Origin of the sequence: Chitinibacter sp. ZOR0017 (genome assembly GCF_000799095.1) — a bacterium.
In the GTDB taxonomy this organism is placed as follows: Bacteria; Pseudomonadota; Gammaproteobacteria; order Burkholderiales; family Chitinibacteraceae; genus Chitinibacter; species Chitinibacter tainanensis.
Genome location: NZ_JTLG01000013.1, coordinates 47,735 through 67,510, shown reverse-complemented (window position 1 = coordinate 67,510; position 19,776 = coordinate 47,735). Strand labels below are relative to the sequence as shown.

At 53.9% G+C, this 19,776-nt stretch carries 17 protein-coding genes; 7 read left to right on the top strand and 10 right to left on the bottom strand.

Annotation, left to right across the window (positions count from 1 at the left end; all coding sequences use genetic code 11):
* Nucleotides 1-128: 128 nt before the first annotated feature.
* Nucleotides 129-1,649: a fumarate hydratase gene (locus L991_RS03865; protein WP_028449348.1), complete on the bottom strand. Its 1,521-nt coding sequence runs from the start codon at nt 1,647-1,649 to the stop codon at nt 129-131.
* Between the two features lie 107 nt (nt 1,650-1,756).
* Between L991_RS03865 and L991_RS03860 the strand changes: the two genes are divergently transcribed.
* Nucleotides 1,757-2,566, top strand: a complete 810-nt coding sequence (locus tag L991_RS03860) for a DUF4743 domain-containing protein (RefSeq protein WP_052190576.1) — start codon at nt 1,757-1,759, stop codon at nt 2,564-2,566.
* Nucleotides 2,567-2,695: 129 nt separating this feature from the next.
* Nucleotides 2,696-4,054, top strand: a complete 1,359-nt coding sequence (yegQ, locus tag L991_RS03855; protein WP_047392443.1) for a tRNA 5-hydroxyuridine modification protein YegQ — start codon at nt 2,696-2,698, stop codon at nt 4,052-4,054.
* A gap of 109 nt (nt 4,055-4,163) precedes the next feature.
* On the opposite strand, the gene L991_RS03850 is transcribed toward yegQ, so the two are convergent.
* From L991_RS03850 to hemH, 3 genes are all read right to left on the bottom strand, one after another.
* On the bottom strand, nt 4,164-5,582 hold the full coding sequence (locus L991_RS03850; protein WP_081986508.1) for a HAMP domain-containing sensor histidine kinase: 1,419 nt from the start codon (nt 5,580-5,582) through the stop codon (nt 4,164-4,166).
* Complete coding sequence (locus L991_RS03845) at nt 5,569-6,267, bottom strand: response regulator transcription factor (protein WP_028449520.1); 699 nt, start codon at nt 6,265-6,267, stop codon at nt 5,569-5,571. Before L991_RS03845 ends, L991_RS03850 begins: the two co-directional genes overlap by 14 nt.
* Before the next feature lie 70 nt (nt 6,268-6,337).
* Nucleotides 6,338-7,444 (bottom strand): ferrochelatase, encoded by a 1,107-nt coding sequence (hemH, locus tag L991_RS03840; RefSeq protein ID WP_052190574.1) that lies wholly within the window; start codon nt 7,442-7,444, stop codon nt 6,338-6,340.
* Between the two features lie 162 nt (nt 7,445-7,606).
* Between hemH and pgk the strand changes: the two genes are divergently transcribed.
* The gene (gene pgk / locus L991_RS03835; RefSeq protein ID WP_047392440.1) at nt 7,607-8,839 is read left to right on the top strand and encodes a phosphoglycerate kinase; all 1,233 of its coding nucleotides are present in this window, start codon (nt 7,607-7,609) and stop codon (nt 8,837-8,839) included.
* Between the two features lie 142 nt (nt 8,840-8,981).
* Here pgk and pflA read toward each other — a convergent pair whose 3' ends face one another.
* From pflA to L991_RS03810, 6 genes are all read right to left on the bottom strand, one after another.
* Nucleotides 8,982-9,782, bottom strand: coding sequence for a pyruvate formate-lyase-activating protein (gene pflA, locus L991_RS03830; RefSeq protein WP_047392437.1), 801 nt, complete (start codon nt 9,780-9,782; stop codon nt 8,982-8,984).
* An 80-nt stretch (nt 9,783-9,862) separates the two neighbouring features.
* Nucleotides 9,863-10,111: a glycine radical domain-containing protein gene (locus tag L991_RS03825; protein ID WP_034619118.1), complete on the bottom strand. Its 249-nt coding sequence runs from the start codon at nt 10,109-10,111 to the stop codon at nt 9,863-9,865.
* A 24-nt stretch (nt 10,112-10,135) separates the two neighbouring features.
* The gene (pflB, locus tag L991_RS03820; protein ID WP_047392434.1) at nt 10,136-12,481 is read right to left on the bottom strand and encodes a formate C-acetyltransferase; all 2,346 of its coding nucleotides are present in this window, start codon (nt 12,479-12,481) and stop codon (nt 10,136-10,138) included.
* 354 nt (nt 12,482-12,835) lie between these two features.
* Nucleotides 12,836-12,994: a hypothetical protein gene (locus L991_RS17190; RefSeq protein ID WP_156128972.1), complete on the bottom strand. Its 159-nt coding sequence runs from the start codon at nt 12,992-12,994 to the stop codon at nt 12,836-12,838.
* Nucleotides 12,995-13,029: 35 nt separating this feature from the next.
* Nucleotides 13,030-13,386: a VanZ family protein gene (locus L991_RS03815; RefSeq protein WP_052190573.1), complete on the bottom strand. Its 357-nt coding sequence runs from the start codon at nt 13,384-13,386 to the stop codon at nt 13,030-13,032.
* 10 nt (nt 13,387-13,396) lie between these two features.
* Entirely contained in the window at nt 13,397-14,002 is a 606-nt protein-coding gene (locus L991_RS03810) for a Smr/MutS family protein (protein WP_052190572.1), read from the bottom strand.
* 56 nt (nt 14,003-14,058) lie between these two features.
* On the opposite strand from L991_RS03810, the gene L991_RS03805 reads away from it, so the two are divergent.
* From L991_RS03805 to L991_RS03790, 4 genes are all read left to right on the top strand, one after another.
* Nucleotides 14,059-14,448, top strand: coding sequence for an RNA-binding S4 domain-containing protein (locus L991_RS03805; RefSeq protein WP_047392431.1), 390 nt, complete (start codon nt 14,059-14,061; stop codon nt 14,446-14,448).
* 15 nt (nt 14,449-14,463) lie between these two features.
* The gene (locus tag L991_RS03800; RefSeq protein WP_052190571.1) at nt 14,464-15,720 is read left to right on the top strand and encodes a diguanylate cyclase; all 1,257 of its coding nucleotides are present in this window, start codon (nt 14,464-14,466) and stop codon (nt 15,718-15,720) included.
* A 15-nt stretch (nt 15,721-15,735) separates the two neighbouring features.
* Nucleotides 15,736-17,556, top strand: coding sequence for a M61 family metallopeptidase (locus L991_RS03795; protein ID WP_047392428.1), 1,821 nt, complete (start codon nt 15,736-15,738; stop codon nt 17,554-17,556).
* Nucleotides 17,557-17,620: 64 nt separating this feature from the next.
* The gene (locus L991_RS03790; RefSeq protein ID WP_047392424.1) at nt 17,621-19,762 is read left to right on the top strand and encodes a bifunctional diguanylate cyclase/phosphodiesterase; all 2,142 of its coding nucleotides are present in this window, start codon (nt 17,621-17,623) and stop codon (nt 19,760-19,762) included.
* The last annotated feature ends 14 nt before the right edge of the window (nt 19,763-19,776 follow it).

Here is a 19,776-nt window from a genome sequence, read left to right as displayed (position 1 = left end):
CGGCGATTATTGCAGATTTTTTATTCCGAGGCAATTTTTCGCCGTTTTTGTCTTAATATTGAAGACCTTAACTAGTTTACGCCGACAAAAACGCCACCCGAAGGTGGCGTTGCGCAGAGTGGGCGGTCTTAGCCGGCATTCACCGGAATTTTGCCAATCTTCGCTTGCCACTCCTTCGGTGCGATGGCGTGCACAGAAGTTCCCGAAGAATCCACCGCCACGGTCACTGGCATATCCACGACTTCAAATTCGTAGATTGCTTCCATGCCCAAATCGGCAAAGCCGACCACTTGGCTGGCTTTAATGGCCTTGGAGACTAGATAGGCTGCGCCACCCACGGCCATCAAATACACCGATTGATGTTTTTTGATCGACTCACAGGCTGCTGGGCCGCGCTCAGCTTTACCAATCATGCCCAGCAAGCCCGTTTGCTCGAGCACTTGATCGGTAAATTTATCCATCCGCGTAGCGGTAGTTGGGCCAGCGGGGCCGACCACTTCATCACGCACTGGATCAACCGGGCCTACGTAATAGATAAAGCGATTGGTGAAATCTACGGGTAATTGCTCGCCTTTATTGAGCATATCCACGATGCGCTTATGCGCCGCATCGCGGCCGGTGAGCATTTTGCCGTTCAATAGCAGCGTTTGGCCGGGTTTCCAGCTCGCCACATCTGCACGGGTTACGGTGTTGAGATCCACGCGGGTGGCCGCTGCGGATGGTGTCCAAGTGACGGCTGGCCAGTCTTCGAGTTTGGGGGCTTCCAGCTCGGCCGGGCCTGAGCCATCCAGAATAAAGTGCACATGGCGCGTGGCGGCACAGTTTGGAATCATCGCCACTGGCAAGCTTGCTGCGTGCGTTGGGTAGTCTTTGATTTTTACGTCCAGCACGGTGGCCAAGCCACCCAGGCCTTGCGCGCCGATCCCCAGCGCATTCACTTTTTCGTACAGCTCGATACGCAGCTCTTCGACGCGGTTTTGCGGGCCTCGGGCGATCAGCTCATGGATATCGATTTCTTCCATCAACGCTTCTTTGGCCATCACCATGGCTTTTTCGGCCGTGCCGCCGATACCGATGCCGAGCATGCCGGGTGGGCACCAGCCCGCGCCCATCAAAGGCACGGTTTTCAGCACCCAATCCACGATCGAATCCGATGGATTGAGCATCACGAATTTGGTTTTGTTTTCCGAGCCGCCACCTTTGGCTGCGATATCCACTTCAACGGTATTGCCCGGCACGATTTCATAGTGAATCACGGCCGGGGTGTTGTCTTTGGTGTTTTTGCGCCCGCCAGCTGGGTCCATCAGGATTGAGGCACGCAGCTTGTTATCAGGGTGCAGATAAGCCCGGCGTACGCCTTCATTGATCATATCGGTGACCGACATGGTGGCGCCTTCCCACTGCACATCCATCCCAACCCGCACAAAACAGGTGACGATGCCGGTATCTTGGCAAATCGGGCGATGGCCTTCGGCACACATGCGGCTATTGGTCAGAATTTGCGCAATCGCGTCTTTAGCGGCAGGGCTTTCTTCCAGCTCGTAGGCGCGGCCCAAGGCCTGAATGTAGTCTTTGGGGTGGTAGTAGCTGATGTATTGCAGGCTGTCGGCGATACTGGAGATCAGATCGTCCTGGCGAATCTTGCTCATCGTGGTGACTCCAAGGATAGGTTCTTGTTTTGCGGTAGCGTGTTATGGCGCGATTGTAGCAAAATTGCCGCTTTGACCGACACTTTCCCGGTGAACAGGTTCCCAAAATGCCGCTGCGCGACGCAATTACTGCTTATCTGGCTAGCCAGCCCGTCTTTTCTTCGGCGGGGCTGACCCCCTGGTGTTGGCAAGAACACCGGTTGGGTTGGCTAGAGGCGCCGACACTGGCCTTTTTAACTAGCTGGTCACCCCATTTTCAACTACAAGCCGGCCAGTTGCGGCTTGACTGCAGCGAGTCTGAGGTGCAGTCGCTGCTTGATGAGGCGGCCTTGGCGTTGCGCGCGGCGGGCCTCATCAAAGTGTGGCGCAACGAGCGCTACAGCGTGCATCCGCTACTCGCTGACGATGCGCCAGATTTAGGTACGGCCCTATTTACCCTCGAGCGCGGTGCGTTTCGGCGGCTGGGTTTGTGTAGTCAGGCGGCGCATATCAATGGCCGTACGGTCAATGGCGATTATTGGCTAGGCCGGCGCGCTTCTACCAAGGGTATAGACCCCAATCGCTTAGATAATCTGGCTGCTGGCGGTATACCCTATGATGAATCACCGGCCGAGTGCGTTATTCGCGAGCTGGGTGAAGAAGCAGGCATCGCCCCTGCCCTGGCCGCCCAAGCCATCCCGACCGCTACGCTACGCACCCTGCGTAACGAAAGCGATGGCACGCACCATGAGGTGCTGTATTGCTACGATCTCGTCGTGCCCGAAGGCGTGACCCCCAATAATCAGGATGGCGAAGTGGCCGGTTTTCAGCGGTTTAGCACTGCCGATACGGTCGCACGACTACCGGAAATGACTTGGGATGCGGGCCTCGTCACGGCGCATAGCTTGCTGGCAGCGCTGGAAAATGTGGCTTGCTAATAATTGCCCGCTTCCCCCTATTCGTTGTGGGGGCATTTTTGCTATAATCGCGCTAAGTTATTGATCTGGCCGGCTTTTGTCGCGGCCTACAACCTCGCCCTTGCGAGGTTTTTTATTTGGGAAATCAAGATGCTAAAAGCGCCTGAATTACTGCTGCCGGCCGGTACGCTAGACCGGATGCGTGCCGCTTATGATTTTGGTGCTGATGCGGTGTATGCCGGTCAGCCCCGTTACAGCCTGCGGGCACGGAATAACGATTTTGGCCTCGAAGAAATCGGGATCGGGATCGCCGAGGCGCACGCCCGGGGCAAGAAATTCTTTGTTGCCAGCAATATTCTGCCGCACAACGCCAAAGTCAAAACCTATTTGGCGGATATGGAACCGGTGATCGCGATGAAACCGGATGCCCTGATCATGGCCGACCCGGGTTTGATTATGATGGTGCGCGAAAAATGGCCGGAGCAAGTGATTCACTTGTCGGTGCAAGCCAATACCGTGAACTATGCCGGGGTGAAATTCTGGCAATCGCTGGGCCTCGAGCGTGTGATTTTGTCGCGCGAGCTGAGCCTGGATGAAGTCGAAGAAATACGCCAACTGTGCCCGGATATGGAGCTGGAAGTCTTCGTGCACGGGGCGCTTTGTATTGCGTACTCGGGCCGTTGCTTGCTCTCGGGCTATTTTAATCATCGAGACCCGAATCAAGGCACCTGTACCAATGCTTGCCGCTGGGATTACAAAACCCATGACACCGTGACCGATGATGCCGGTGATGTCGCGCCAAAAGCCCAGGTGATTCAGTTTGATTTCAATAAAGCGATGAGCGACGCCAATCAGAGCTTTGCTGCCTGCGGCGGCGCCGAACGTCACCCGCTGGCCGATAAAACCTATCTGATCGAAGAAGGTAATCGCCCGGGTGAGCTGATGCCGATCATGGAAGACGAGCACGGCACCTACATCATGAACAGCAAAGACTTGCGTGCGCTGGAGCATGTGGAGCGGCTGGTTAAAATTGGGGTTGATTCGCTGAAGATCGAAGGCCGCACCAAATCACTGTATTACGTGGCGCGTACAGCGCAGGTTTACCGGCAGGCGATTGATGATGCGGTAGCTGGTCGTCCATTTAATCCGGCCCTGCTCGCCGATCTGGAAGGCTTGGCCAATCGTGGCTACACCGATGGCTTCTATCAGCGCCACCACACGCACGAATACCAGAACTATATGGATGGCCATTCCAAAGCCAAACGTAGCCAGTTTGTGGGTGAAATCGTGCGCATCGAAGATGGCTGGGCGCGCATCGAAGTGAAAAACAAATTTTCGCTGGGCGACACGCTGGAAGTGATCCACCCCAGTGGCAATATCAATGTGCAAGTGCTAGCCATGCGTGACAAGCGCGGCAATGCCATCGAAGTAGCGCCAGGTAATGGCATTCAGGTGCAAATTCCGCTGGCCGCCCGGTACGATAAAGCCCTACTTGCTCGCTTGTTTTAAGCGCTGCCAGCACTACCAGCCTGACGGCAAGCCAATAAAAAGCCATCCAGCCCCTGTCGATCAGGGCTGGATGGCTTTTTAGCTTTGGCGCTCCGCAAAAGCAATATACCTATCCAGGGTATTGCCCTGAGTGCTTTGAATTCATTAGGTTCTTGGGCAATACGACATGCACGATCAGCCCTGATGGGTCAGCATCCAGCAGCTCTACCGTGCCATCATGCCGCTCGACAATTTCTTTCACAATCGCCATCCCCAATCCACAGCCATTGCCGGTTTGCTCGCGGCGGAAGAAACGCTCGAATACCCGCTGCTTATCCGCATCGGGAATGCCGGGGCCATTGTCTTCTACGTCCACCACGTATTGAGTCGGGGTCTCGGTCAGGCGTACCGTCACGCTACCATCGCGCGGAATATACTTGATGGCATTTTCGACCAGATTGATAAATAGCTCGCGCAGCAGCGCCGAGTTACCTTCAATCCACGCCTCATTCACGAGGCAATCGCATCCCAGATCAATCCTTGCCGCCAAAGCCCGTGGCACCAACTCACTGGTAAGGTCGCGGATAATCCGCGCCAAATCCATTTTTACTTTCGGGATGCCATTAAGACTACCCGGCTCAGAGCGGGCCAGCGTGAGCAGCTGATTCACTAAGTGAATACTACGGGTGGCGCTGGTATGGACCATATTCAGCCGCTCGCGCAGCCCTTCCGGGCTGTTTTCACGCATGGCGAGTTCGGTTTGCGATTTTAAGCCCGCCAAGGGCGTACGCAATTGATGTGCTGCATCGGCAATAAAGCGCCGCTGCCGGTTCATACTTTCTTCGGTGCTGGTCAGTAGCTGATTCAATGCGCTGGAGAGTGCTTCGAGCTCTTCCGGTGCATTGGGCAAGACTAAGGGTGATAAGTCTTGTGGTTGGCGGGTTTCCACCATTTGCTTTAAGGTCAGCAAAGGTTTGAGGCTATTTTTAATGCCATACCAGATCAAAATGCTAATCAGCAGCAAAATAGCGATCAAGGGCAAGGCAATACGCAGCATAAACGCATGCAGGGCATCGATCTGGCTATCCAGGGATTTGGCAATTTCGATCTGCCAACCCGGGTGTTGGCCGGAAGGTGGGATATTGGCGTGCAGTACCCGATAAGCCTGATGCTGAACGCTGTGATCAAACAGGCGCTGCTGAGCTTGTGCACTCGGGTGGCTATCAAAGGCTTGTAGTGGGGTATCGATGGCCTGCTGATGATCAATCAGCGCGGCAAAATGAAAATGCTCAGGCTGACTTAATGCCAGCAATTGGGTGGTCCGCTGCCGGATCAGGCCCGCAGTCAGCTCATTGCCCTGCTGTACATCCTGTTGCAGCGTTTTGGTAAGCTCGATTTGAAATCGTGCCAGCGTGGCATCGTTGTTATCGGTCAGGTAATGAAACGAGACAAAATAAATGACCGCCGCCGCCGCCAGCCACAAGGCCAGCAACGGCAAAACGGTCCATAAAACGATACGACGTTGCAGTGAACGCTTAGTTAGCAGCATCCGTAGCCAGAGGTTGTTGTTTCTCGAGGAGGTAGCCCAGACCACGGATGGTGCGGATCACTACACCGCACGGTTCCAGCTTTTTACGCAGACGGTGAACATACACCTCAATAGCATTCAGGCCCACTTCAGCATTCTCGTTGCCCAGCTCGCTCACGATCTGTTCTTTGGTCACCACGCGGTCGATGTTCGACATCAGGATTTCCAGCACGGTCAGTTCACGCGCAGACAGATCCAGCGGCGAATCATTGCACCAAGCGCGCTGACCGGCACGATCCAGACGCAGATTGCCCAGTTGCTGCACAGATTGCGGCAGGATTTGGCTACGGCGCAGTAAGGCGCGCAGGCGGGCTTCCAGCTCAGAGAATTCAAATGGCTTGGTCAGGTAGTCGTCGGCACCGGCATCCAGACCGGCTACGCGCTCATCCAGGCCATCCAGTGCAGTCAGAATCAGGATAGGCAGCGATGGCTTGTGCTGGCGAACGTTTTTCAGCACCGTCAGGCCATCCATATTAGGCAGACCGATATCCAGCACTACCGCGTCGTAGTCATTGTGCAGCAAGATTTGCAGCGCCAGCGCGCCATCGTTCACACAATCACATTGGAATTCAGCTTGCGACAAGCTAGTTTTCAGCGCGTCGGCCAGAATCAGATCATCTTCAGCCAGGAACAGTCGAGTCGCCATTTCAGCTTCCTCATTTTTGTAAGAATAAACTTACCGCAGAGTTTAGCGGTTATTTCGCCAAAGCCCAAGATCATTTTTGTAAGAATAAATCCTTACTTAATCTATCTCTTTGTTCTAGTGCATTTTTTTCATTTTTGGCAAAATGACCGTTTGTCAGCCAGCTTGTCAGCTCGCGCTCAATCAGCTCAGAAAGTCCACTAATCCAGGCCGGATGATCGTTCAAACACGGGATAAACCGGTATTCACCACCGCCGTGCTGTAGAAAATCGGCTTTGCCTTCCATGGCGATTTCTTCCAGTGTTTCCAGGCAATCAGCCACAAAACCGGGGCAAATGACATCGAGCTTGCCGGTTTTGGCTTTGGCCAGTCGGGTGAGCTCGTCGGTGGTGTAGGGTTTAAGCCATTCAGCTTTCCCAAAGCGTGATTGAAACGCGATTGTGTATTGGGTTTTATCCAATTGCAGTGCTTCGGCAAGCAAGCGCCCGGTTTTCTGGGCGTGGCAGAAATACGGATCGCCTTTATCGAGGGTGTAGCGTGGCACGCCATGAAAACTCATCAATAGATGCTCGCCGCGGCCATTTTGCTGCCAGTGTTCCCGAACGCGTTGGGCCAGCGCATTGATGTAGGCCGCTTCATCGTAAAACGGCGCCAGCATTTTTAGCGTGGGCATAAAGCGGGTTTGTTGCAGTACCCTGCTCACCTCATCAAACACACTGGCGGTCGTACTGGCGGCATACTGCGGATACAGGGGCACCACCAGCAGATGCTGGCAGTTTTGCGCTTTCAAGGCTTGGATTTGGCTCGCAATCGACGGATTGCCGTAGCGCATGGCGTAGTCGACTACCAGCTGTCCGCGGTGACGCTCGCCCAGCAGGCCTTTCACGAGTTGTGCCTGACGTTCAGTCCACACCCGCAGGGGGGAGCCTTCTTTTTGCCAGATGCTGGCGTATTTGGCCGCGCTCTTGGCGGGGCGAATATTCAAAATAATGCCGTTGAGGATCAACCACCAAATCGGCCGGGGAATTTCGACCACGCGCGGATCAGATAAAAACTGCTTCAGATAGGGGCGAACAGCTTTGGCCGTAGGCGCATCGGGGGAGCCCAGATTCACCAGCAAAACGCCGATCTTGGATGGATTGCGGTGGGCAAATTCAGGTTCAGGCAAATAGCGGGACATAACCGAGCTTTGGGAGCAATGAAAGTGCCCTCATTCTACCCAAGGCCAGCTCTTCCTGCATTTTTACCCTCACTAGCAGCAGAAACTTTAACCGTCGTCAGCTTCAAGGCAGCCACTCTTGCTACAATAAGCTTTTTCACTACCCCTGTTTCTGAGGAAGCTATGGCCAAACTGTTTATCGAAGACTTGGATCTTGCCGGCAAGCGCGTGCTGATGCGCGTGGACTTTAACGTGCCAGTGAAAAATGGTGTAGTGGAAAGCGATAAGCGCATCCGCGCCGCGCTGCCAACCATCCGTTACGCGCTGGATCAAGGCGCTTCGGTTGTACTGATGTCGCATCTGGGGCGTCCAAACGGTCAGAAAGTCGAAAAATACAGCTTGGCGCCTGTAGCTAAACGCCTGGAAGAGCTGCTGGGCAAGCCAGTTCAGTTCCTCGCTGATTGCGTAGGCCCTGAAGTGGAAGCCGCTTGCGCGACGCTGGCTGCGGGTAGCGTGGTATTGCTGGAAAACGTACGCTTCCATATTGCCGAAGAAGGCAAAGCCAAAGATGCCGATGGCAACAGCGTGAAAGCTGAGCCTGCGCAAGTGGCCGCCTTCCGCGCCAGCCTGTCAAAACTGGGCGATGTATTTATTAATGATGCGTTTGGTACTGCCCACCGTGCGCATTCGTCGATGGTGGGCGTTGAGCTGCCACGCGCGGCCGGCTACCTGCTGAAAAAAGAGCTGGATTTCCTTGGTGAAGCCGTAAACAACCCGGTGCGCCCACTGGTGGCCATCATCGGCGGCTCGAAAATCTCGGGCAAAATCGATGTGATTCAAGCGCTGCTGCCTAAAGTGGACAAGCTGATCATCGGCGGCGGCATGGCCTTTACCTTCCTCAAAGCTCAAGGCCTAGAAATCGGCAAGTCACTGTGTGAAAACGACAAAGTTGATCTGGCACGAGATTTGATGGCGCAAGCGGGTGACAAATTAGTATTGCCAAGCGATACCATGGTGACACGCGCACTGAATTTTGATGCTCGCACCTTAGATGGTCTGGTAGAAGTTCAGTCTACTGCGATTCCTGCCGACCAAGAAGGCGTGGATATTGGCTCTGCAACACGCGCTGCGTACGCTGACATTATCAAATCAGCCAAAACTGTTCTGTGGAATGGCCCAATGGGTGTATTCGAGATCGACGCATCTGCGGCAGGTACTTTCGCCGTGGCACACGCGCTGGTGGATGCAACGGCCAATGGTGCAATCACGGTTGTGGGTGGTGGTGATTCTGTTGCGGCAGTTGAAAAAGCAGGTCTGGAAGACAAAGTGTCGCATGTGTCGACTGGTGGCGGTGCATCGCTCGAATTCCTGGAAGGCAAGGCGCTGCCAGGCGTAGAAGCACTGAGCGAAAAATAAGCCGTCCCAGGCTGTTGCTCGCGCAATAAAAAACCTCGCTGTGGCGAGGTTTTTTATTGGCATTGCATTTGGATGCTGAATATTGCGGCGGAGGTATATTTCTGTAGCTCTTATTAATTATGCTTCAGGGGCTGATACCCCCTTAACAGCAAAATATACCCTGCGCGCGAAACTGCTCGCGGACCCGGTGCACAACATCTTGGCTCGGTGGCTGGGTGTCGGCCAATTCATATTTCAGCCCCAGCTCAGCCCATTTGTTTTCACCCATTTTGTGAAATGGCAGTACTTCGACTCGCTCCAGCACATTTGGGTATTGGCGTGACATGTCACCGAGATAATCGGCCAAAGCCTGCACATCTGCTTCATCATCCGACCACCCCGGCACCAGCACATAACGGAGCCAGATTTTTTTGCCCATTTTAAACAGGCGCTGGGCAAAATCGAGCGTGGGTTGCAGCGGTTTACCCGTAAGGGCCTCGTATTTCTCTGGATTCATTTGCTTGATGTCGAGCAAGACCAAATCGATATTGTCGAAATAGTCATCTGGCAAATGCGCCGCCAGAAAGCCTTGGGTATCCAGTGCGGTATGGATGCGTAAATCTTGTTTGGCGCGGCGGAAAATCTCGCCGATAAAATGCGCCTGCATCAGCGGCTCGCCACCTGAAATCGTCAGGCCACCGGCTACTCGCAAAAAACTCGCGTATTTGCCAATCTCGGCCACGATGTCATCCACCGTCCATTGCTTGCCGGTATGCAGCTTCCAGGTATCAGGGTTGTGGCAATACAGGCAGCGAAACTGACAGCCCGATACAAACAGCGCAAAGCGCATGCCGGGGCCATCAACCGCGGCGCCGGTTTCGATGGAATGAACATAGCCATATTGCCGCCCTTCGGCATCGAAGGCCGGTGCGATAATTTCACCTAGGGGTTTATTGGCTTCCATATGGGTACTCGCGGCAAAAAATGATGCAAAAAAAACGGATCGCGCCCGGCGATCCGTTGGGGGTTACTCCGGATTGTAGCTTAACACTGCTCGTGGAATGTCCGGTTGATGACATCCAGCTGTTGCTCGCGAGTCAGTTTCACAAAATTCACGGCATAGCCTGAAACGCGGATAGTGAGCTGCGGATATTTATCCGGGTTTTCCATCGCATCGAGCAGGGTTTCTTTGTTCAGCACGTTCATATTCAGATGAAATAACTGGGCCATGATTTCTCCTTGTGGGGTATGGGCTACAAAGCTTTGATCCGCTTTGCTGAGCTGGCGATACACGGGTGGTGTATCGCCAAGCTGGGTTTAGCACTTCGCGTGGAAGGTCCGGTTAATCACGTCCAGCTGCTGTTCGCGGGTCAGTTTGACAAAGTTCACGGCATAGCCTGAAACGCGGATAGTCAGCTGCGGATAGTTCTCTGGGTGTTCCATCGCATCCAGGAGCGTGTCTTTATTCAGTACGTTCATATTCAGGTGGAACAACTGATCCGGGCCTTCTTCCAGCTCGGCCAGTGCTTGGTCTACGCGTTCCGCGCTTTGGCAAGTTGGGCACTCATCGCCGTGCGGGCCAAACAGACCATCGATCGACGCAGCCAGGGTTTTGACGCGATCGCTGGCATTGTGACCCAGCGCATCTGGCGTCATAGACGCAGTCCAAGACACCCCATCCAGTGCTGATTCGTACGGGATTTTCGACACGGAGAAGCCCGCAGCCACAAAGCCGTTTTTATCGCGGCCATTCATCGGGTTTGCACCTGGTGAGAATGGTGCGCCGGCACGACGGCCATCTGGCGTGTTACCGGTTTTCTTGCCGTAGACCACGTTTGAAGTGATGGTCAGTACCGATTGCGTTGGCATCGAGTCACGGTAGAACACTGGCTGGGCTTTGATTTTGTCCATGAAAGTGGTCGACAGCCACACCGCAATATCATCAGCGCGATCGTCGTTGTTACCGTAGGCTGGGTATTCGCCTTCGATCACATAATCGACCGCCAGACCGGCTTCGTTACGTTTGATATGCACTTTGGCGTGTTTCACGGCTGACAGCGAATCGGCCGCCACTGACAGGCCGGCAATCCCGCAGGCCATTGTGCGCAGGATATCGCGGTCGTGCAGCGCCATTTCGATCCGCTCGTAAGCGTATTTGTCGTGCATATAGTGAATGCAATTGAGTGCAGTGACGTAGGTTTTGGCTAGCCAATCGAGCATCTTGTCGTATTTGGCCATCAGCTCTTCGTAATTGAGCACGTCGCCTGTAATTGGCTCAAAACCTTTGGCTACCAGTTTGCCGGTTTTCTCGTCCACACCGCCGTTGATCGCGTACAGCATGGCTTTGGCCAGATTGACCCGAGCGCCGAAGAACTGCATTTGTTTACCCACGCGCATCGCAGATACGCAGCAGGCGATGGCGTAGTCATCACCCCATTTTGGCCGCATTAAGTCATCATTTTCGTACTGAATCGCCGAAGTGTCGATCGATACTTTCGCGCAGAATTCTTTAAAGCCTTGTGGGAATGACGTTGACCACAGTACGGTCAGATTAGGCTCTGGCGCTGGGCCGAGGTTATACAGGGTGTTGAGCACACGGAAGCTTGATTTGGTGACCAAAGTACGGCCATCTTCGCTCATGCCGCCGATCGATTCAGTCACCCAGGTTGGGTCGCCTGAGAACAGATCATCGTATTCTGGCGTGCGCAGGAAACGTACGATCCGCAGCTTCATCACCAGATGGTCGATGTATTCCTGGGCTTGCGATTCGGTAATGCGCCCTTCTTTGATATCGCGTTCGAAGTAAATATCGAGGAAAGTCGAAATCCGGCCGATCGACATCGCCGCACCGTTTTGCTCTTTTACTGCAGCAAGGTAACCAAAGTACAGCCATTGCACCGCTTCTTGCGCAGTGGCGGCTGGGCGGCTCAGATCAAAGCCATATTTTTTGGCCATGACTTTCAATTCATTCAGCGCTTTGATTTGCTCGGCCAATTCTTCACGCAGGCGAATCACATTTTCGCTGAATGCAACGTCATCGAGCTCGGCTTTTTCGCGTTTTTTGTCAGCAATCAGAAAATCTACGCCATACAGCGCCACGCGGCGATAGTCACCGATAATCCGGCCGCGACCATATGAATCTGGCAAACCGGTAATCACGCCTGAGCTACGGCAGGCCATGATTTCGGGGGTGTAGGCGTCAAATACGGCGTTGTTATGGTCTTTGCGGTAGTTGGTGTAAATCTCTTCGATTTGCGGATTCATTTCGAAGTGATACGCTTTCAGGCCGTTTTGCACCATGCGCAAACCGCCATTGGGCATAATCGCGCGGCGCAGTGGCGCGTCGGTTTGCAGACCAACGATGGTTTCCAGATCTTTATTGATATAACCGGCATCGTGGGCGGTGATGGTTGAGCCAAACTGGGCGGATACTTCCAGCACGCCGCGTTTGCGCTCTTCTTTCAGCAAAGCTGACAGTTCATTCCACAATTGGGTCGTACGTTCAGTCGGCCCCGCCAAGAATTGATCATCCCCTTCGTATGGGGTGTAGTTAGCCTGAATAAAATCACGTACAGCAACTTGCTGTTGCCACTCACCGGCGGCAAACCCGCGCCAGGCGTCCAGTTGTGATTGATCCAGAGCTTTATCGATTGGGGCGTTCATGAGTATCTCCTTGTGGCGATGTCGGCTGGACATCCTGTGCCAAAACCGCTTTTGGCTGTTCTACCGCTGTTCGGCAAACGTCGTTCAGGCATCGGCCGATACAAAAAAATTACATCCAATTATGCTAATCACCACGCCAGCGAAAAAAATTGATCTGGATCAGTTTCTAGCCGGTGTTGTAATGATTTGCTTGCTACATACTCGATTACTGACTGACATTCGGGTTTTGGTATTCCGAATGCATGAAAATATTCTATGCTTTTCGCGCACGAGCGGATATTCATTTTTGGCATTTTGGCCGGTTAATATTTACAGCGCAGATTAGCGGTCGATGCCGGGGTTTTTTGCGTTAAATCAATCATCCATATCTTGATGTTCGAATAAGGCGGGGCCCACTTGCACGATGGGCGTTTGCGGGTATAGCCGGTTATACAGCGCTTCTAATTCGGCGGGGCTAAGCTGCTCTAGCTGGGCACTGATGGCGCTAATGACACTGCTGCGGGGCATAGACATGGGGCATTCCTCCAGATTGGTTTACCCCAGCCTAGTCAACTTTGACGCCAGCGCGAGTAGCAGCGGATGAACAGCAAGCCCAGCGCGGCACCAAGCGCGTTGGCAAGCATGTCGTGCGGATCAAAACTGCGATTGGGGGTGAACGATTGTGCGATCTCGACCAAAACCCCCATCGTCGCGGCAAAGAGCCACACCCTAAGGGTATATGGCCAGAGCCTATATGCCAGAATGGCTAGCGTGGCATACCCGATGAAGTGCTGGATTTTGTCGCCCTGATCTACCACTTGCGGTGCGGCCGGCCCTAATGATCCTACCCATATGGCCAGCGTCCACAGTGCAAATAGGCTCTGTTTCGTGCGCGGATGTTGCCAATAGCACCAAAATGCTTGCATGTACTTCACCTTATTTTTTGGCGCTGCGCAGCAAAATAAGCACCGCTCCGGCGCTGCCGAGCTGCGGGCTGGCTTGAGTGTAGGCCAGCACTTCATCGCGCTGCGCGAGCCAGTTTTTGAGCTTTAGTTTCAAAATGGGTTGGCCAGCAGGAGAGCTCAGACCTTTGCCATGAATAATGCGCACGCATTTCAAACGCCGCGCCACGCTCTGGCTCAGAAACTGCGCGACTTTGGGGCGAGCGCTATCGATGTTTTCACCATGCAGATCCAATTCACCCTCCACCGGCCAATCGCCACGCCGCAGTTTTCGGATCGTTTCTACGCGTAAGCCGGGGCGAACAAAATGCAGGCTTTCGCCCGGCTCTAGCTCATCCCAAGGCCAGAAGTCGCTCATGTCAGCGATGACTTCAGTAAGCCCAGCCGGTTGTTGCCGTGGCCAGGGGCTAGGATGCCGTGGCGGATGCTGAATATATTGCTGCGCTAATGGTTGCACCCCCTGCATGGCGCGGGCAAATAATTCGGCCTCGCTCGGTTTGGGCGGGCTAATGGGGGTGGCTTTGGCACTGCGCAGATTTTTGCGCAGTTGTTTTAATTGCTCGATTGTTTTTTTATCCATGGCTAGTGGCCAACTGAACGATATAATTGAAGCATCGATTTGGGAGAAAGCCGAAATTGACGCAGGATAAAGTCCGTCTGGACAAATGGCTGTGGGCCGCACGTTTTTTTAAAACCCGCTCTTTGGCGGTGCAAGCGATTGCTGCCGGGCATGTTAACGTGAATGGCGAACGGGCAAAACCATCGCGTAGCCTGAAAGCAGCGGAAACCCTCGAAATACGCACCGAGCATGGGCGCTTTGTGGTGCAAGTGCTGGCGCTGAGCGAACAGCGTCGCGCAGCCGAGCTGGCGCGCGCTTTGTATGCAGAAACCGCGGAGAGTATTGCGCAGCGTGAACGTGAGCAATTTATGCGCGCGATGCAACCGCAGTTTGATCACGCCCATATCAAAGGTCGGCCCACTAAAAAAATGCGCCGCGAACTCAATCAACTTTACCAACAAGAATAAGACCGAGACCTGTTCATGTCTGCCACCCCTCGCCTGATTTATTTTGTGGCGCCGAATCAAGACACGCTGGCCAAAATTGGCGCCCAGCTGGCATTTTTCGGCTTTGATTACCGGGTGTTTGATCGTAATAGCGCCCTGCTGGCTGCGATGCACAGTGCGCAACCCTTCGCCGTGGTGCTGGATGAGCATGGGCTAAACGATTTTAGCGCCCTACAGTGCTTGCCCTTAATCCGCCGCTTGTTTGAAGGGCCGATTTTCCTCGCCTCGTTTGCGCTCGATATCGTCAAACAGCTGGAGTTTCTGCGCGCGGGGGTCACTGATTTTTTTGAGTATCCACTCAATATTCAGGCGCTGATTGATCGGCTGGATCATCATGATGAGCAGCGCAACCCACCCCCCTACCGTATTTTGCTGGTTGATGATTCGGAAATGGTGGCCAAGTGGGCGCAATCGGTGCTGCATGGCGCGGGGATGGTGGTGAAGCACCTGGCCGATCCCTTGCAGATTTTGAAGCGGCTGGAAGCCGATCAGCCGGATATTTTGCTACTCGATGTCTATATGCCGCAGTGCCATGGCGATGAAATTGCCAAGGTGATTCGTCAGCACCCGCAGTTTGATTCGATTCCGATTGTGTTTCTTTCGACCGAAACTCACCGGGGCCGCCAACTGATGGCGCGCAGCATGGGGGGTGATGATTTTCTCGTCAAGAATATGGAGCCCGATGAGCTCATCGCCGCCGTCAGCATCACGGTTGAGCGTTACCGCACGCTGCGCCGCTGGATGACCCGAGATAGCCTTACCGGTTTACTGAATCACACCAATCTGATCGACGCGCTGGGCCGGGAAGTCGCGCGGGCCAGTAAACAATCGCGCCAGCTCTCTTATTCCATGATCGATATTGATCATTTCAAGCGCATTAACGATCAGTATGGTCACTCGGTGGGTGATCTGGTGATCAAGAGTTTGTCGCGCTTGTTGAAGGAATTTAGCCCCAATGCCGAGCTGGTTGGCCGTTATGGTGGCGAAGAATTTGCCGTCATTTGGCGTGATCATACGCTGATCAAAGCCGCCCAGCGCACGGATGAACTGCGAGAGCGCTTTAATGCCCTGCTCCAGTGCGGGCATGACGCACAGTTTGTAGCCTCGCTCAGCGCCGGCGTAGCCCAGCTGGTTGATGGTATGAGTGCACAAAATCTCATCGATGCCGCCGATCAGGCACTGTATGAAGCAAAAGCCGCAGGCCGCAATCAAGTTGGCCTCGCCAAACGCTAGTTTTCAGGAATTTGCATGACTATTCATTATCAAGTGCGCCCGCAAGATATCGGCGCGCATGTGTTTGCCGTTCGACTCGATATTGCACAGCCAGATCCCGCTGGCCAGCAGCTGCAACTCCCCGTTTGGATCCCCGGTAGTTATCTCATCCGAGAATTTGCCCGCAATGTGGTGCAGATTCAGGCTCAGGGTATGCTGCCAAATGGGCAGTTGATGCCACTGAACGTGCAAAAGCTGAACAAATCGAGCTGGAAAGTGGCGCCATTTGCCGGGGCCATTCACATTAATTATGAAGTGTATGCCTTTGATTTATCGGTGCGTGGTGCGTATCTGGATCAGACGCGGGCCTTTTTTAACGGCACCAGTGTTTGCTTGCAAGTGCTCGGAGCAGAGCAGCAAGCGCATCAGCTGAGCCTTGCCGCCGGTAGCTGGCCTGCGGACGATTGGCAGGTAGCCACTGGCTTAACAGCCATCGCCTTGGATGAACAAGGTTTTGGCCGTTATCAGGCGGCCAACTATGACGAACTGATTGATTGCCCGGTAGAGATCGCACCATTTAGTGATGTGCGCTTTACCGCTTGCGGGGTGCCGCATCGCTTGGTGATTAGCGGCCGCCATCAGGCAGATTTAGCGCGCTTGGCGCAAGACCTAAAAGCCATCTGCGAGTATCAGATTCGTCTTTTCGGTGAGCCTGCACCGTTTAACGACTACACCTTTATGACGGTGGCCGTTGGGGATGGCTACGGTGGCTTAGAGCACCGCAATTCGACCGCCCTGATTTGCTCGCGCGGGGATTTGCCCAAAATCGGCGAGACAGAACAAAGCACCGGCTATCGGCAGTTTTTGGGCCTGTGTAGCCATGAATATTTTCATAGTTGGAATGTAAAACGCATTAAACCTGCGGTCTTTGCTCCGTATGATTTGCAGCAGGAAAACTATACGCGCTTGCTGTGGGCCTTTGAGGGCATCACTTCCTACTACGACGATTTAACGCTACTGCGCACCGGGCTGATAGATTGGACGCAATATCTACAATTGCTGGCTCAAACGGCAACACAGGTTGAGCGGGGGTATGGCGCGCAACGTCAGACTCTGGAAGACTCCAGCTTAGATACCTGGGTGAAGTATTATCGTCAAGATGAAAATGCGCCCAATGAGCTGGTGAGCTATTACACCAAAGGCGCGCTGGTGGCGTTCTGTCTAGATATGCATATTCGCCAGCACACGCACAATCAGCGCTCGCTGGATGATGTGATGCAACTTTTGTGGGCTCGCTATGGCCGCGACTTTGGGCACGAAGGTGTCGGCGTTGGCGAAGCGCAGTGGGAAGCGCTAGCTTGCGAGGCCAGCGGCCTTGATTTAAGCGTATTTTTTGACCGCGCCCTGCGCTCTACACAGCCCTTGCCATTAGCCGAAAGCCTTGCCTATCTGGGTATCGACAGCCAATGCCGTCCGGCGCTCAATGCGCAGGATAAAGGCGGCTGGCAGGATACCCTCATCGAAAAACTGAGCTGGGGCGTGCGTTACAGCGCCGATCCAGCTGGGATCAAACTCACGCACGTTCTGCGCGGCGAAGCCGCCGCTACGGCAGGCCTAGCGGCGGGGGATGTAATTGTAGCCGTTGATCACCTACGGGTGAATGCGGCGCAATTTGATGGTTTGCAGCAGGTCTTTACCGCTAACACCCCGGTGCAGATTCATGCTTTTCGGCGGGATGAATTGCTGCAATTGACCTTGCTGCCGCAAAAAGCCCGTTGTGACACTTGGGGCTTTAGATTGAAATCAGAGGCGGGTCAAGCTGAAGAAATAAATCGCAATGCCTTTGTAATTAAGTAATTGCGCAGCGCAGCAGATTGGGCTAGAACAAAGCTGATTTCAATTTCTAGCCCCTGTTACCCGCATGGCTGCATTCACGCTCGAACGTTTACGCAGTGCCCGTGCCAAGGTTTTATTGGTGCTGCTATCGCTTAATCTGCTGATTAGCGTCGTTCTTACTTTCAGTATTTACAAACAGCTAAGCGAAGCATTATTTGCCGAGCTAGATGGCCGTTTGCAAACTGCGGCCGCGGCCATTCCCTATATCCTGCCACCGGCTTATATCGATCAGGCTTTGGCCAAGCCTCCCGTACTATTAGGCGATTACGTCGGTCATGCCCGGCAAATGGCCCAATTTGCCCAGCAAAGTGGCTTGCGTTATGTCTACCTTTTGGCGCTGATTAATGGCCGGGTAGTCTATCTGGCGGATTCGGCCCCCGAGATCGAGCTGGCAGCCGGGAAATTTGGCCACTTTATGCAGCCGTACGCCGATCATGATGGTCGGGTGCGCAATACGCTGCTGAGTCGAGAAAATTATCGCGGGGTATTGCATGATGCCTATGGTGATTTTCGCTCCATTCTTTTGTTTCGAACGGCTGCCGATGGCACTCCCTATCTGCTGGGGGCCGACATGGAGCAGCAGCAGGTGCAATCCCAGCTGTGGTGGGTAGGCGCAAAAACCATTGGGCTTGGCTTGGCCTTGCTGATTATCGGCAGTGCTTTAAGCTGGTTGCTGGCCTCAAGGCTAACCGCCCCGTTGCGGCATTTTAGCCATGCGGTGCAGCGTTTCACCCTTGGCGAGTTTGATATACGGATGCCGGTCCATTCGTACGATGAGCTGGGCAATCTGGCAACAGCCTTTAATGCGATGGGGGATGCCATCCACGCGCGGGAGCACTTACTCAAGCAGCTGGCGTTTGTTGATCGCATTACCGGGCTGGCCAATCGCACCCGCTTTGTTGAAGAAATCGACGCCGATATCCGCCATGGCAAAGGTAGTTTTGCGGTAGTACTACTGAATCTTGCCGATTTTCATTATGTGAACGATTGCTTTGGCTTTGCCGAGGGTGACAATGTGCTGCGCACGGTGGCTGATCGGCTGCAGCAAATGCAGCCCAATGTCGTGCGCCATATTGGCCGGGTGTCTGGGAATGATTTTCTACTGCAAATTCCTTTCACCAATAGCATTCAGCTGAATGAAATGATTGTGTATATCGAGCAGAGCATTTCTGCGGCGATCGCCATTGATGAGCATCGCCTCAATCTCGCCATGCGTTTTGGTCTCAGCTGCCATCCATTGCATGCGACCGATGCCGAAGCCTTGCTGCGGCAGGCCGAAATTGCGCTGTTTAGTGCCAAAGAGCACTGCCAACTGTGCGTGTGTTATGACCCCAGCCGTGAAGTAGATCGGCAAAACCAGTTCCGGCTGATGGGCGATTTGCGCGAAGCCATCGATCACAATCAGCTTGTATTGCACTTTCAACCCAAGCTGAATATGCAAAGCACTCAAGTGCACTCGGTAGAGGCGTTGGTTCGCTGGCAACATCCACAACGCGGCTGGATCCCTCCCGGCGCGTTTATTGCCTTTGCCGAGCAATCGGGCAAGCTGCGGCTGATTACGGAATGGGTGATTAAAGCTGCGCTAGCGCAACAAGTAGCCTGGCAGGCGCAGGGCCTAGATTGGTGTATGTCGGTGAATGTGGGGGTGGCGGATGTGGAAGACCCACTATTTATCGATTTTATCGAGACACAAATTCGCTATTGCCCCGTGCCGGTCAATCTGTGCCTAGAAATCACCGAAACCGGGGTCATGCGCCATGCTGATCAGTTGCTACAAAATCTACTGCGCCTGCGCCAGCTGGGTGTGAAGATCTCAATGGATGATTTCGGCACCGGCTACTCATCGTTTGCATATCTGGCCAAAATGCCAATTAATGAGCTCAAGATCGACCAGAGTTTTGTGATGTCGATGAGTCATACTTTCGAGAGCATCTCGATCGTGCGCTCAATGATCGAGCTTGGCCATATTTTGGGCTTAACCGTGGTGGCCGAGGGGGTTGAAACCTTGAGCTGCTGGCAAGCCCTGTCAGTCATGGGCTGTGATGAGGTGCAGGGTTATTTCATCGCCAAGCCGATGGCCGCCGAGGCACTCTTTGCCTGGCAGCAAGAACAATTACCGCTGCTAAATCTAACCGCCATGCCAAACATGAGCCAGCAAGCCCGCTAGCGCGGTATACTGCG